Here is a 13509-nt window from a genome sequence, read left to right on the forward strand (position 1 = left end):
AATAAATTTATTTTTATCTAAATGATAATGATTCTAGCAGTGATAAATATTCCCACAATGGGAGCAGCTATCGGATGAGAATGGGTTGTGATAAAAAGTGTTGTTTTTTTGAATGGGGGGGTGAATCGTTATGAGTTTAAGATTATCACAGCAGCCGTGATTGGTGTACAAGCACAGTTTTGATAAGTCATAATGAACAAAAAAAGCTGTTTTGGTCGCAAAACAGCTTTTTACTTTTTAATACTCCATCCCTAAATCATGCCAACGCCTGAAATATCACGAGCCAGTCTAGCAGCGGTATTATCCGTCAAACCACAGATAAAATCCAGCACACCCATATAGTCATCGTACAGGGTGTGAGTATCTGACTTGTCAAAGCCGAGCAAATCAAGTGCCAGTTCATGCTTGGTGCTAAGCTTTGCACCTTGATGCTTGGCAAATACAGCAGGAATCAGCAAATCTAATATCGCCCCAAGACAGCCAAAGGCAGCAATCTCGGTGGCAAGCTTGCTATCATGGCGAAAGACCTTGTTGGCGGCAAGTTTTTTGGCTTTTGTCAGCGTCGTTAGGATGGCATCATCACAGACAGCGAGCAAATCTTTGTGCATAAATGTCCCTGTCAGTAGCTCATCATGATGCGTCATAAAGGCAGTCGCCACGCCTTCGACCGCACGACCGATGGCAGAGCCACGCATTGCACCGCATCGCTGATCGGGGTGATTGATATTGGCAAGCTTATCAACATCAATCAGTGCTTTTAGGGTATCGCTAAATTCATTTAGGCTAATCAAGCCAAGCTCGACCGCATCTTCAAGGTCAAGCAGGGCATAGCAGATATCATCGGCTGCTTCCATCAGATAAGACAGCGGATGTCTTGCCCAGCGGTTATCGATTTTTGGCAAATCAAGCGCATCGGCGATGTGGTCAAATAGGGGTAGCTCGCTTTGATAGATATTAAACTTCTGACCCTGACCGCTTGGATGACGAGCACCCCAAGGGTATTTGATCAGCGCACCGACACTTGCGGCAGTTAGGCGCATACCGCCTTGATTTTTGTACATCTCAAGGCTAAGCACGGTGCGTAGGCTGTGGGCGTTGCCTTCGTAGGTGCAGATATCTGCTCGCTGGTCGTCCGTTAGACTATCAAGGTACGGTGCGTGCTTGGGATTGCCAAACCATTCACGAATCGCCGCTTCACCAGTATGTCCAAATGGCGGATTGCCAAGATCATGCGCAAGGCACGCCACTTGCACCACTGCACCGATGCTATTGGCGCTAAACTCATCGGGCAGTACGCCGATATTTTCTAGGCAAGCACCGACTTGATTGCCGATACTACGCCCGACACTGGCGACTTCGACACTGTGCGTTAGGCGGTTGTGCGTGTGATCTGATATGGCAAACGGATGCACTTGGGTTTTGCGTCCAAGCTTGCGAAAAGCACGGCTAAACACCACCCGATCATAGTCGATATGAAAGTTACTGCGGATATTACCTGTGGCGACTGTCTTTGGGATAACTTCCCCTTGGATGACACTAAATCGTGTCGTGGACAGACGCTTTTGCCACAGGGCTTTGGCGGTGGCGGTGTCAAACTGTGTCATCACAGCTCCTTTTGTGCTGATTATTCCTTGATTGCCATCGTGATGGTGTAGGTTTTGCCTTGTTTGATTTTATCGCTATTGCCAAATACTTCGGTGAATGAGCGTTTCATAAAATCTCGTAGCCCGTTGATGGTCACGACATAAAATCTTGCCCCGCTTGCCATCGCATTGTACGCATCGAGTAAGTACAAATAGTGCTGTTCTTTGCTGGCTTTGGCAGGTAGGTTGCTCATTACAAGGCTAAATTGACGAGTTTTATCGACATGATAAAAGCCGTTTGAGAGCATGACTTCAGCGTTGGTCAGACCGTTTTTTTGGCAGTTTAATTTGGCATATTCGACAGCGACAAAGTCCTTGTCGATGAGCAGATGCTGACCGTTTGGACATTCACGAGCGGCAGTCATACCAAGCACGCCATAGCCGCAGCCCAAATCGATGGAATTATCATCTTGTTTAAAATCAATATAATCAAGCAGCATCAGACTGCCTTCGTCGAGCTTTTCGGGGCTAAAAATCCCCCAAGTGCTGGTAAATTCAAACGGCTTGCCAAGCACTTCTTGGCGAAAGTGGATGTCGTTGCGCCAGTGTTTGGATTTGGCAAGTAGTTCAGGGTCGATTTGGTGCATGATAAACTCTTTTTTTGATGGGAAAATTAGCCAATGGGCACTGCATCAAATTGTAACACACAAACGCAGTGGCGCAAATCTATCATTGATATGAATCAGTCTAGGATGAATGGATTTGTCGTCAAACTACAAAAAAACGCCCAAAATCGGCGTGTTATAAGTACTCAAATAGGTGTCTTTGATCTGCTTTGCCGTGCTCGATTTTTAGATATAGACTGTCTGTTGGATGATTTCAAAATAGGTAATGATGGGTGTTTTTGGTATGGATAATTTGCGAATATCACGCCCTTTGGTGTCAAATTGAACTGCTTGACAGCGTCTTGGCATCTGCTCTAGTGTCATCATAGCGCTGTCAATCCGCCCCAAAATTAGCTCCACCACCGTCAAATCGGCGGTCTGTGCATAAAATAGGGCAATCTGCTCCAAATCATCTTGTGCTGTTTGCGTATAAATCACGCCATAAACGCTATGTGTGCTCATATTAGCCTTGATTTGCCAAAAATGATTTGGCACGCGCTAGCGCCTTGTTATATGCATCAATGCGACCAAGCCCCGCGCTCTCGCCTTTTTGTAGGTGTGTATGTAGCTTGTCACTGGCTTGCATGACTTGTGTCTCAAGCAGTTGTTGGTAGGCGAGCTGTTCTTGTACAGCTTGGTCGAGTATCTGCACCGCCATGTAGTGCACACTGCGGTTTTGTCTATCGGCAAGCTGTTGTAGCGCTTGTTTGGTTTTGGTGTCAATTCTAAGTGAAATGGCGGATTTTTCAGCGGTTGCGATCGGCATAAGACCACCTTTTTTTGTATTCATTTGTATGACATTGTAGTGCAAATACAGAGCAAATACAAGAAATCAACTGACAAATCATGTCGCCTATCCATCATTTGCCATATTCTAAAATCAGCGGACGACGACCGATGGCATCTTCATTGACGACGGTGCGGATAGCGGCCAATTGTGCCTTGATACGCTCGGTGGCGGCGCGTGCATAGGCGGCGGCATCTGGCGTGATGCGTGGGTCATGTTTGCCAAATAAATACGCATCAAGCAAGCGCTCGGCGTGCATCCCATCACGGCAATAATGCAGGACGCCTTTGTGCGTATCATCAAACAGCGTACCGACCGCCGTCATCTCAGCTAAGGCAATGCCAAGCGCCCCATCTTCACCGCCAAGCTTGCGAAACAACTCATCTTGGGGAAAGCCACCACACGCCAAAAATACACTACGGCGAAAAATCATATTACCGCCGACAGTCATCTGCAAAATATCCCACGCTTTTGCCAATTCAGGATGATTGGCATAACGAGCCGCCAAATCCACAGGACGCAGGGCAAGGCGTAGTAGGCTTAAGTTTGGCATAAAATAAAACACGCTTGGCACGACATCAAGCGCAGTCGGCTCATAGGCATCATCAGCGTCCAAAAATGCTACCAAATCAGCATCGCTAGATAATGCCCCATAGTTGCGAGCTTTGGCGACACCGCTGTTGGTTGGCATGGATAAGCCGATGATTTTATTGGGAAATTCTTGACAAAGTTTAGTGATAATATTAGGCGTGTCATCGCTTGAGCCATCATCGACAAGGATGAGCTTATGATAAGTACTTTGATTGAGCACGCTGGATACGGCACGATGGAGTGTGTCGGCGGCATTATAGCAGGGGATGATGACATCAAGCGTGGGCAGTTTCATCGCAAAACCTTAAAAATTTTAAAAACTCGTTTGTGTGGATTATCTTGGATTGTGTTGCCATTTGGCATGGCTTTTTTGCCAATTTATCAATCGCCAAGCCGTCTAGCCCCTAGGATGGTGCTTACTGTGCAAGGCTTGCAGGCGTGTGGTGGCGACATGGGTATAAATCTGCGTCGTGGACAAATCGCTGTGCCCAAGCAGTAGCTGGACACTGCGTAAATCTGCCCCGTGATTGACCAAATGCGTGGCAAAAGCATGGCGTAGTGTGTGCGGTGAAATGGTGCTTTTGATACCGGCGATTAGGGCGTATTTTTTGATGATATGCCAAAAATTGTGCCGTGTCATATAGCCCCCTTGTTCGCTCAAAAACACCGCTTGACAGTCTTTTTGACCCACAAGCATCGTACTGCGCACCGCCAAATAGGCTTCGAGTGCTGTCAGAGCATATTCGCCAAGCGGTACTAGCCGTGTTTTGTTGCCTTTGCCGGTGATGATAAGCCATCCTGAATTGAGATTGAGCGCATCAAGTGATAGATTGACCAGCTCACTGACCCGCAGTCCGCAGGCGTAGAGCACTTCAAGCATTGCCTTATCACGAGTGCCAAGCAGGCTACCGACATCGGGGGCGGATAGTAGTGCACCCACATCTCGCTCGGATAGGGTTTTGGGCAGGGATTTGCCAAGCTTGGGCGTTTTGATTTGGGCACAAGGGTTGTCGTCTCGTACGCCCGTCTCGATTTGCCATAAGAAAAATTGGCGTAGGCTTGCTAGACTGCGGGCGATTGAGCGGGGCGATTTGTCAAGCTGGGTCAAGCGCTCAAGATGGGCGATGACATCAGCGCTTTGCCACTGTGATACAGGCGTGTCTGATAGGCGAATGCACAGGCGCAAATCTTGGCTATAGGCATTGCGTGTGGCAAGCGATAAGCCACGAGAGAGCATCGATGAGCGAAACTCGCTCAGATAATCGGGGTCATCATCATAGATGACGGCACTGTCTTGGCGTGGCGTGGTGGATTTTGCCATAATAAGCGGACTGATTTAGGCTTGGCGTTTTTGGATGACATAGCGATAGCTGCCATCATCAAGCGTGTCTTGGCTGATGAGCGTATGCCCTAGATGACGACAAAAATTGGGAATATCACGCGTGGTCGCAGGGTCGGTGGCGAGCACTTCGATGGCTTCACCGCCTTGGGCAGCTCGGACGGTCTTGTGTAGTAGCATCACAGGCTCAGGGCAGATGAGTCCTGTGGTATCTAGGGTGTGAGTGATGGTCGTCATGGTATTTCCTTGATTATACTGTATTTAATTATGCTGTATTTATTGGGCTGTGTGAGTTGGGTTGGGCGGCGTTTGTCTGCTTGCTTGCTCATCTTCTAAGAAGTTTAAAAACTTACGAAAATTCACCCGAAACAAAAACGGCATCCCAAACCAAGCAATCATCGCCAAAAACAGCCCCATAAAAAACACCATATCCGCACCACTGACCAGCAGGCGAATCAGCGTAAAGCCAAGCAAACCAAGCCCTGTAGCAAGAATCATCACAAGGATTGAAAAATCCACAATGCGATAGCGCATCAACAAAAACACATGATACAGGCTAAGTGGTATGCTCACCCCAATCAGCGCATAGGGCAGATAATGAAAGGCATAATACACAAGGCTACTGTCCTTGAACGCTGCCATACTTGCCAATGTGCCAAACACACAAAAGCACGCAATCGCAAGTAGCCCAAGCCAAACGCAGAGTGTGGCTTGGCGGATGGCGGTGCGGATATGGCTGATGAGCTGTGTCTGTGGGTTCATGGGGCGTCCTGTGTTGGTCGGATGATGAAGTTGGCAATCAATCGTCTTTTGGGCTGTCTTTGTGGTTATTAATAAAAATCGCATACTCAGGCGCATGATAATAGCCATCAATGAGCAGGCAAGCAGAGATGTCATCAATCGGCTCAAGTGGCGAGCTAATCCAGCCGTTATCTAGGGCGATTTGTCGGGCTTCTTTTGAGCTTAGGCGTTCATCATAAATAAAGACAGACACCGCTTGACGGCGTTCGGCAAGTCGGTGCGATAGGCGACGGGCAAATTTGTGCGCACGCTTTGAGAGCATGGATTCTGTGCCATCCATGTTAAGCGGCAGCCCAACCAGCACTTCATGAATCCCCCAATGCTCAATGATACCAAGCAAATTATCCCAATCAGGCTGACCATTATTCATCGCCAAAATATCAAATGCCCGAGCATCACGAGTTAGGCTATTGCCCAGTGCCATGCCCATTTTTTTGACGCCATAATCCAGTGCCAAAATCAGTGTCGGTGTGGTCGTATCGGTCATCAGGCGTATCCTATGATGGTGCTAAGCGTGTCGGTATCGATGCCAAGTTTTTGGCGACAAGCGGTAAGCCTGTCTTCAAATGGTATGCCAAATAAAGTCGGCAAATCAGCAGGGCACACGAGCCAATCACCATCGGCAATCTCATCATCGAGCTGTCCTTTGCCCCAATTACAATACCCCATGCACAATAGATAATGGCGTAGCGTATCGGCAGATAGATGCTCAAGGATGTCTTTACTGGTCGTCAAGCAGACATTTTCACTGATGGCAAAAGATGATTTGTAATCTGGTAAGCCTGTATGTAGCACAAAGCCTGCTTCGGGACGCACAGGGCCGCCATTGATGGCAGGCGTGTTCATCGCTTGTTGGCTGACAGGTAAATCAAGCTCACTAAGCAGACTGCCGACACTGTTTGGCAGCGGCTGATTGATAATAAATCCCCAAGCGGCTTCATCGGTGTGCCGACAGATGTAGATGACCGCATCCAAAAATCGCTCATCACGCATTTTTTGACTAGGAATCAAAAAATGATGCGTCAGTTTTTTTGTTTGGCTCATGATTGTCCTTGGGCTGATGGGTCAAGATTGACATCGCTCATCGGCAGATTGGCGGTCAGCTCATCGGCATGGCGGATATCATCTAGCAGGCTTTTGACATGAGCACGAGTCGCATCAGTGATATTGACACCACCGCTCATACGGGCAAGCTCATCGATTTGGGCATCGCCTGTGATGATTTGCATATCGCTCACCGTCTGCTCGCCGTGCTCTTTGTGCACGAGAATGTGGCGATGGGCGGCAGCAGCGACTTGGGCTTGGTGGGTGATGGCAAGGAGCTGTTGGTGCTTGCCAAGCGTCCGTAGTAGCTCGCCAACCACTTGCGCTGTACCGCCACTGATGCCGACATCCACTTCATCAAAGACCAAAGTCGGACGAGCGTGCAGACCGTCACCGGCTGCCATCACCTGCATGACGAGTGCCATACGAGATAGCTCGCCGCCTGATGCGACTTTGTGCAAGGGCTGTAGTGGCATACCGACATTGGCGCTAAAGAGCAGGGCGATGTCATATTTGCCATGCTGATTGTACTGCTCTTCGGCTTTTTGATTAAAGGCAAATTCACAGCGGGCATTAGGCAGTGCTAGTGGCAATAGCCGTGCTTCGAGTCGCTCGCAGATGTCAGGGGCGATGCTGATGCGGGCGTTATCGAGTGCATCTGCTGATGCCAGATAAGCATCATACGCTTGTTTGACTTTGGCATCCATGGTGTCATTATCAGGCAAGGCATCTAGCATATCGAGCTCTTGTTGCCAGTCGGCGGCATCATTGATGAGCTCATCGATGGGCGTGTGGTATTTGCTTGATAAGCGATGCGCTAGGGATAATAAGGTGTTGAGCTCATCTAGGCGAGCTTCGTCAGGTAGCTGTTGTTCGGCATAGTCGGCAAGCTTGGCGGCGGCATCATTGATGTGCTCTTGGGCGAGCGCTAGTAGCTGACTGCACTCACCAAAGGTCTTACTAGCATTGGCATTATTATCACAGATACGCATCGCACGCCCAAGTAGGCTTGCCACTGATGGCGCATCGTCGTCATTATCAAGCAGGACAGCACTTTCTAGCGCATCACGCATTAGATTTTCAAGATTGGACAGCTCATCGTATTCTGCTTCAATGTCAGCAAAATTCACCGACAATAACGGCTCAATATCAGCAAGCTTGGCGGATAATAACGCCATGCGGTCAGCACGCTGAGCCGATTGACTGCGTGCGTCATCGGCTTGTTTTTTGAGCGTTTGATAAGCCTGAAAACTGCGCTTGGTGTCTTGTTTGAGTGCGTTCAATTCGCCAATAGTATCTAGCCAATCAATGACAAATTGGGGCTTTAATAGCTCAAGTCCTGCGTGCTGTGAGTGGATATTGACCAAAATCGCCCCAAGGCTTTTGAGCTCGCTGATACTTGCTGGCACGCCGTTAATCCATGATTTTGAGCGGCCTTGTGCGCTGATTTTTCGGCGGATTAATAAGGTGTCTTCGTCGAGCGCTCGGTCATGCTCATCAAACCATGCTGACACTTGGGCATTGCCTGTGATGTCAAACTCACCAAAAACGGTGGCTTCATCACAGCCATGACGCACCATGCCACTGTCGGCTCGCTCGCCGGCGCATAGGGATAATGCGTCTAATATCAATGACTTACCTGCGCCTGTTTCACCTGTGATGACATTGAACCGCTCATCAAAGCTGATTTCTTTTTCGTCGATGAGCGCAAGATTTTGGAGTGTAAGAGAGATGAGCATGAATTTATCCAATCAATGGAACAACCCTTTATCATAATCAAAGCCGCTTGATTTGGCAATGGCGAAAATGTTACAAGGGCGATTTTTCGTGGCGGTCAAGCTACAAAAACGCTTTACATCATCTTGTGATTTTGCCACAATAGCTTGATTATTGTTAGTTAAGTAGAACGCCATGAGTAGCCATAAGCCTGCCAAATCATCTTTTAAAGACAAAGCCAAGCTGTCTAACGCCAAAAAATCCCACCACAAAGCTTTTGGCAAATCTGAGCACACAGGCTCAAAATCCTTCAAAGACAAAAAAGATGCCAAGCCAAAAAACCCGTATTTTTATGGCATCCATGCGGTGACGATGCTACTTAAGCGTCGCCCCGAAGATGTGCTGAATGTCTTTATCCAAAGTCGTGATGATGGACAAATCAGCGATGAGCACGCCAAGATGATGCAGATGGCGCAGGAGTTTGGCATCAGTGTGCAGATGGCACACAAGGAGCGTCTAGCAGAGCTTGCCGACAGTCATCAGCATCAAGGTGTGGTGGCGCAGGCTCGTGTGACGCCGATGGCGGATGAAGGGTTGCTTGATCAGCTGATGGCTAAGGATGATGCGCTGTTTTTGGTGCTGGATCAGATTACCGATGCGCACAATCTGGGTGCGTGTCTGCGCTCAGCGTGTGCGATGGGCGTGGATGCGGTGATCATCCCACGCCATCAGTCAGCACCGATCACGCCGACGGTCGCCAAAGTGTCGGTGGGTGCATCCGAAGTGATTGATGTGATTGCCGTGACCAATCTGGCTCGTACGCTTGATAAGCTCAAAAAAGCAGGTGTGTTCGTGTTTGGCACGGCGCTTGACGATACCGCCAAGCCACTGCACAAGTGTGATTTTGGCGGTAAAGTCGCCATCATCATGGGTTCAGAAGGCGATGGGATGCGCAGACTCACCCAAGAGCTGTGTGATACTTTGGTCTATATCCCGATGGCGAATACGCCCGATCGCCCGCAGAGTCTCAATGTCAGCGTCGCCACTGGTATGGCGCTGTATGAAGTGGCTCGTCAGCGATTGATGGGATGATGGCAGGATGATAAGATGCTAAGCCAATGGCTGTGGGTCGCCATCGGTGCTGTCGGTGGCGCAAGTCTGCGATGGTTCATCGGTGTCTATCTACCTACAACAGCGACCGTGTCCATACCGACACTATTGGTCAATTTGGTTGGTTCATTCATCATGGGTGCGTTACTTGCGATGAGTTTATCCGATCAGTCACGGCTGTTGTGGGTGACGGGATTTTTGGGAAGTTTTACCACCTTTTCGGCTTTGTCCGCCAATGTACTTGAGATGCTCATCGCCCAAAAATACACCCAAGCCATGCTCATCATCTTACTGCATCTACTCGGCGGTATCATGGCAGTGGTGATGGGATTTTGGCTTGGGCGAGCGTGTGGCTAACAACTAAAATCGGCAAAAAAGATATGTTCCACATGAAACATATCTTTTTTTATATCAAAACTGCGCAATCTCATCAGGCTTTAGGAAACGACATTCGCCCATCTCAAGCCCATCAAGGGTGATGTCACCGATGCTGGCTCGGTGTAGTTCGATGACTTTATTGCCAAAATACGCCATCATACGCTTGACCTGATGGTATTTGCCTTCGGTCAAAATCAGTACGGCGTGCGTCTCATCGATGAATGATAGCTCGGCAGGGCGGGTTTTTTCGTCATCGCCATCAAGTAAGATACCGTTTGCCACTTGTTTGATGGCGTGTGCCTGTGCGTCGGCATCCATCGGGTCGGCTAGGGTGAGCTCGTAGCGTTTTGGCTGATGGCGTTTTGGGCTGGTGACACGGTGTAGCCATGCGCCATCATCGGACAGTAGCAGTGCACCTGTGGTATCGACATCGAGCCTGCCTGCGATACGTAGGCTATCGACTTCGGGCACAGCGATCAAATCGGTGACGATGGGATATTCTTTGGCTTTTAGGGTGCATTCAAAGCCGTCTGGCTTATACAGCAAAATATAGCGGTTGCCTTCGGCGACGGACAGTGGTTCACCCGCCCAAAGCACTTCATCACAGGCGACATCGATGTGATGGCTTGAGTCTTTGATGATGACGCCATTGACGCTGATTTCGCCGGCGTGCAGGACTTTTTTGGCGTCTTTGCGAGACAGTTCGGTGGCTTTGCTTAAAAATTTATCCAAACGCATGAGTATTTCCATCGATAAATAATGCTAGTGTAGCATATTTTTGCCAAGCGTGCCGAGTCTTGATGATTTGTACAAATGGTCAAAGTGTGGGAAAATATCCCAAATCCACCACAAAAGAGCAGTTGTGAGCTACCAAACCCCAAGCGAGCCGTGTGAAGCGGTGTATGAAATCAAAAAAAGCGAGTTTTTGGCATTCGCCTATCCCATCAATAGCCGTGAAGAAGCGATGGGATATGTCGCCACGCTCAAGGCACGCTATCCTGACGCACGCCATCATTGCTATGGCTACATCATCGGCGATCCCAATAACACCACCAGCGCAGGCTTTGATGATGATGGCGAGCCAAACGGCACGGCAGGCAGACCGATTTTGAATGTCTTACAACATAAGGCAATCGGCAACTGCATCATCATCGTGGTGCGATACTTTGGTGGGATCAAGCTTGGGGCAGGGGGCTTGACCCGTGCTTATGCGACATCGGCGCAGATGGCGGTGGATCAGATGACGCTGATAGCATTTATCCCAAAGGCGGTGGTGACGGTGCGAACAAGCTTCGCCCACGAAGCACAGATGCGCTATCTGATAGGTGCGGTCGATGGCGAGATCATCTCGGTGGACTATGGCGCTGATGTCGTCATCCGTGCGCAGATGGATGCGGCGCGGGTGGATGACTTTGGTGCAGGGCTTGGGGTGTATGGTGTGGTGGTGGATGAGTGAAAAAAGTCGTTTGAATACTCTGTTCAAACGGTATTTTTATCGTACAAGCTTTTCAGGCTGGCTGACCCTCCAATTTACTGCTCACAAAATCCAAAAAAGCACGCATGACCGCTGATTGATAGCGATGTTTTAAATACAATAAATGCACAGAATAAGCCTGCGTCGGATAATCAGATAATATTTCAATTAAGCCATATTCATGAATTAAACGATTGGCAATCGTTTCAGGTAAATGCCCCACGCCACGCCCTTGTTGAATTAAATAAGCGATGGCATACACATCGTTGGAGGCAAACACATAAGGCAATTTCAACACCTTATTTTCTAATGAAATCATCAACTCTTTTTGTTCGGCTTTGGTAAAGCCTACACAAGGAAAATGTTGTAAATCATCAGGCGTTTGGGGTGTGCCGTACTTGGCTAAAATATTTGGGTGTGCCAAACATTTGGTTTTTGCCATAATCGCCAAACGAGCGACCGCATTATCCGTATGCAAATTTCCTGCCCGAAACGCAAAATCAATATTATCTTCAACCAAATCTAATACATGGTCGGTTACTTGGCAATGAACGCTCACTTTGGGATACAAAGTGCAAAATTCATCTATCCACGCCCACACTTCTTCCAGTCCTGTGAATGTAGAAATCCGCAGTTTTCCACTAATTTCTTGATTATCAGTCAAAGTTTTTTCTACTTGCAATAAATTATCGATATTTTGATAAACTTGCTCATAGAGTTGTTGCCCTGCCATCGTGGGTTTAACGCCTGATTTTTTGCGGTCAAATAATTGAATATTTAATGATTTTTCTAGTTCTGTTATTTGACGGCTAATGGTCGCAATCGGCACATTTAATCGCTCGGACGCTTTGGACAAACTGCCGTCTTGGACGACAGAAACAAATAGGCTTAACGCATTTAAATTCATAAGATTTTCATTTTTGGAAAATATGTTCTCATATTACGCCATTCTTTTATCAATTTCAATCATCTAAAATACACCTATTCTATTTTTAACACAGAGAAACATTATGCAAAACAACCGTATTACCCAAATTTTAAATATCAAATATCCCATCGTCCAAGCCCCGATGTCATGGCTGACCGATGCTCATTTTGTGGCAAGTGTTGCCAATGCTGGCGGATTGGGATTTTTAGCACCACACGCTGGACAAACCACCAATCCACATTCCAATCAAGAAGTGTTAGACCGTATGCGTGCTGAAATTCGCAAAGTTAAAGCTTTGACGGATAAGCCTTTTGGCGTGCCGTTTATTTTGTCTTATGATTATTCGTTGATTCCGTTGATGGTGGATTTGCTGATTGAAGAGCAAGTGCCTGTGGTGCTGGATAATGGAATATTGGACGAAGAAATTTACGCCAAACTCAAACAGGCAGGGATTACCATTATTTGTCGTTTGCTCAATCCAAATTTGCCAGACGCTTTAAAAGCCCAACAATTAGGTGCGGATATTTTGGTGCTGACAGGTTTTGATGAAGGCGGAACCTTGCCAATGAAAGAAATAGGCAGTTTTTCGGTATTGGCGGAATTTGTGGGCAAGGTGGATTTGCCGATGATGCTCGCTGGCGGTATTGCCGATAAGAAGTCTGTTCAGGCAGCGTTCATGCTTGGGGCGGAAGGGGTGTGGGTAGGCACGGCGTTTATTGCCACGCATGAATGCCGAGCCAGTCAGAAAGTGAAAGATTGGATTGTTCAATCAACTGCCAATGATTTGTTATTGTTCCGTACCGAGCCTTATTATTACCGTTCTTTACCGACCGAACTTGCCAAAAAATGCTTTGAAATGAGCGAAAATGGGGCTACTCGTGCCGATATTGCCAAAGTGATGAATGCAGGGACAGGGATGCGTTTGGGTATGCTGGAAGGCGATTTTGAGCATGGCTATGTGTCTGTGGGCAATGGGATTTCTGCTATTGACCGTGTGAAAAGTGTGCAGGAATTGGTTGATGAATTGATGGGTTAAGCAAAAAGCCTTTTGAATGTTGGGTTCAGACGGCTTTTTTATCGCCCAAAAATTTCA

The 13509-nt window shown here is 47.9% G+C and carries 17 protein-coding genes; 4 read left to right on the forward strand and 13 right to left on the reverse strand.

Translation table 11 applies throughout. The features are described from left to right. Positions 1-251: 251 nt before the first annotated feature. The 11 genes from Q0N89_RS05415 to recN all read right to left on the reverse strand — a co-directional run bounded on the left by Q0N89_RS05415 (position 252) and on the right by recN (position 8549). Positions 252-1604 (reverse strand): deoxyguanosinetriphosphate triphosphohydrolase, encoded by a 1353-nt coding sequence (locus tag Q0N89_RS05415; RefSeq protein ID WP_294034177.1) that lies wholly within the window; start codon positions 1602-1604, stop codon positions 252-254. Positions 1605-1624: 20 nt separating this feature from the next. Continuing rightward, positions 1625-2230, reverse strand: coding sequence for a methyltransferase (locus Q0N89_RS05420; RefSeq protein ID WP_294034179.1), 606 nt, complete (start codon positions 2228-2230; stop codon positions 1625-1627). A gap of 204 nt (positions 2231-2434) precedes the next feature. Then, the gene (locus Q0N89_RS05425) at positions 2435-2710 is read right to left on the reverse strand and encodes a type II toxin-antitoxin system RelE/ParE family toxin (RefSeq protein ID WP_294034181.1); all 276 of its coding nucleotides are present in this window, start codon (positions 2708-2710) and stop codon (positions 2435-2437) included. A 1-nt stretch (position 2711) separates the two neighbouring features. Continuing rightward, positions 2712-3014, reverse strand: a complete 303-nt coding sequence (locus tag Q0N89_RS05430) for a hypothetical protein (RefSeq protein ID WP_294034183.1) — start codon at positions 3012-3014, stop codon at positions 2712-2714. 94 nt (positions 3015-3108) lie between these two features. Then, positions 3109-3921 carry a glycosyltransferase family 2 protein gene (locus tag Q0N89_RS05435; RefSeq protein WP_294034185.1) on the reverse strand — a complete coding sequence of 271 codons (813 nt, stop codon included), beginning with the start codon at positions 3919-3921 and terminating at the stop codon, positions 3109-3111. 102 nt (positions 3922-4023) lie between these two features. Continuing rightward, positions 4024-4947 (reverse strand): site-specific tyrosine recombinase XerD, encoded by a 924-nt coding sequence (gene xerD / locus Q0N89_RS05440; RefSeq protein WP_294034187.1) that lies wholly within the window; start codon positions 4945-4947, stop codon positions 4024-4026. A gap of 15 nt (positions 4948-4962) precedes the next feature. Beyond that, positions 4963-5202: a sulfurtransferase TusA gene (gene tusA, locus Q0N89_RS05445; protein WP_078255006.1), complete on the reverse strand. Its 240-nt coding sequence runs from the start codon at positions 5200-5202 to the stop codon at positions 4963-4965. A gap of 39 nt (positions 5203-5241) precedes the next feature. Next, complete coding sequence (locus tag Q0N89_RS05450) at positions 5242-5727, reverse strand: hypothetical protein (protein WP_294034191.1); 486 nt, start codon at positions 5725-5727, stop codon at positions 5242-5244. A 37-nt stretch (positions 5728-5764) separates the two neighbouring features. Continuing rightward, entirely contained in the window at positions 5765-6253 is a 489-nt protein-coding gene (gene ruvX, locus Q0N89_RS05455) for a Holliday junction resolvase RuvX (RefSeq protein ID WP_078255008.1), read from the reverse strand. Continuing rightward, positions 6253-6810: a YqgE/AlgH family protein gene (locus Q0N89_RS05460; RefSeq protein ID WP_294034194.1), complete on the reverse strand. Its 558-nt coding sequence runs from the start codon at positions 6808-6810 to the stop codon at positions 6253-6255. Before Q0N89_RS05460 ends, ruvX begins: the two co-directional genes overlap by 1 nt. Further along, positions 6807-8549, reverse strand: coding sequence for a DNA repair protein RecN (gene recN / locus Q0N89_RS05465; RefSeq protein WP_294034196.1), 1743 nt, complete (start codon positions 8547-8549; stop codon positions 6807-6809). The genes Q0N89_RS05460 and recN overlap by 4 nt, the downstream gene beginning before the upstream one ends. 172 nt (positions 8550-8721) lie before the next feature. Between recN and rlmB the strand changes: the two genes are divergently transcribed. Beyond that, the gene (rlmB, locus tag Q0N89_RS05470) at positions 8722-9618 is read left to right on the forward strand and encodes a 23S rRNA (guanosine(2251)-2'-O)-methyltransferase RlmB (RefSeq protein ID WP_294034198.1); all 897 of its coding nucleotides are present in this window, start codon (positions 8722-8724) and stop codon (positions 9616-9618) included. A gap of 15 nt (positions 9619-9633) precedes the next feature. Further along, a complete protein-coding gene (gene crcB / locus Q0N89_RS05475; RefSeq protein WP_294034200.1) occupies positions 9634-9993 on the forward strand; it encodes a fluoride efflux transporter CrcB in 360 nt (119 codons plus the stop codon). Positions 9994-10047: 54 nt separating this feature from the next. Here crcB and Q0N89_RS05480 read toward each other — a convergent pair whose 3' ends face one another. Then, entirely contained in the window at positions 10048-10752 is a 705-nt protein-coding gene (locus tag Q0N89_RS05480; protein WP_294034202.1) for a pseudouridine synthase, read from the reverse strand. 124 nt (positions 10753-10876) lie between these two features. Between Q0N89_RS05480 and Q0N89_RS05485 the strand changes: the two genes are divergently transcribed. Continuing rightward, on the forward strand, positions 10877-11470 hold the full coding sequence (locus Q0N89_RS05485; RefSeq protein WP_294034204.1) for a YigZ family protein: 594 nt from the start codon (positions 10877-10879) through the stop codon (positions 11468-11470). Between the two features lie 52 nt (positions 11471-11522). Here the strand turns inward: Q0N89_RS05485 and Q0N89_RS05490 are convergent, their stop codons facing one another. Next, a complete protein-coding gene (locus tag Q0N89_RS05490; RefSeq protein WP_294034206.1) occupies positions 11523-12395 on the reverse strand; it encodes a LysR family transcriptional regulator in 873 nt (290 codons plus the stop codon). Between the two features lie 103 nt (positions 12396-12498). Between Q0N89_RS05490 and Q0N89_RS05495 the strand changes: the two genes are divergently transcribed. Then, positions 12499-13452 (forward strand): nitronate monooxygenase, encoded by a 954-nt coding sequence (locus Q0N89_RS05495; protein WP_294034209.1) that lies wholly within the window; start codon positions 12499-12501, stop codon positions 13450-13452. Positions 13453-13509: the final 57 nt, after the last annotated feature.

Origin of the sequence: uncultured Moraxella sp., from assembly GCF_945873075.1 — a bacterium.
Taxonomy (GTDB): Bacteria; Pseudomonadota; Gammaproteobacteria; order Pseudomonadales; family Moraxellaceae; genus Moraxella.

Coding starts and splice junctions, on each gene's coding strand:
- tusA (WP_078255006.1), bottom strand. CDS start 5,202: ATGACGACCATCACTCACACCCTAGATACCACAGGACTCATCTGCCCT.
- Q0N89_RS05430 (WP_294034183.1), bottom strand. CDS start 3,014: ATGCCGATCGCAACCGCTGAAAAATCCGCCATTTCACTTAGAATTGAC.
- Q0N89_RS05420 (WP_294034179.1), bottom strand. CDS start 2,230: ATGCACCAAATCGACCCTGAACTACTTGCCAAATCCAAACACTGGCGC.
- xerD (WP_294034187.1), bottom strand. CDS start 4,947: ATGGCAAAATCCACCACGCCACGCCAAGACAGTGCCGTCATCTATGAT.
- Q0N89_RS05435 (WP_294034185.1), bottom strand. CDS start 3,921: ATGAAACTGCCCACGCTTGATGTCATCATCCCCTGCTATAATGCCGCC.
- rlmB (WP_294034198.1), top strand. CDS start 8,722: ATGAGTAGCCATAAGCCTGCCAAATCATCTTTTAAAGACAAAGCCAAG.
- Q0N89_RS05415 (WP_294034177.1), bottom strand. CDS start 1,604: ATGACACAGTTTGACACCGCCACCGCCAAAGCCCTGTGGCAAAAGCGT.
- Q0N89_RS05425 (WP_294034181.1), bottom strand. CDS start 2,710: ATGAGCACACATAGCGTTTATGGCGTGATTTATACGCAAACAGCACAA.
- Q0N89_RS05480 (WP_294034202.1), bottom strand. CDS start 10,752: ATGCGTTTGGATAAATTTTTAAGCAAAGCCACCGAACTGTCTCGCAAA.
- Q0N89_RS05495 (WP_294034209.1), top strand. CDS start 12,499: ATGCAAAACAACCGTATTACCCAAATTTTAAATATCAAATATCCCATC.
- crcB (WP_294034200.1), top strand. CDS start 9,634: ATGCTAAGCCAATGGCTGTGGGTCGCCATCGGTGCTGTCGGTGGCGCA.
- ruvX (WP_078255008.1), bottom strand. CDS start 6,253: ATGACCGATACGACCACACCGACACTGATTTTGGCACTGGATTATGGC.
- Q0N89_RS05450 (WP_294034191.1), bottom strand. CDS start 5,727: ATGAACCCACAGACACAGCTCATCAGCCATATCCGCACCGCCATCCGC.
- Q0N89_RS05460 (WP_294034194.1), bottom strand. CDS start 6,810: ATGAGCCAAACAAAAAAACTGACGCATCATTTTTTGATTCCTAGTCAA.
- recN (WP_294034196.1), bottom strand. CDS start 8,549: ATGCTCATCTCTCTTACACTCCAAAATCTTGCGCTCATCGACGAAAAA.
- Q0N89_RS05490 (WP_294034206.1), bottom strand. CDS start 12,395: ATGAATTTAAATGCGTTAAGCCTATTTGTTTCTGTCGTCCAAGACGGC.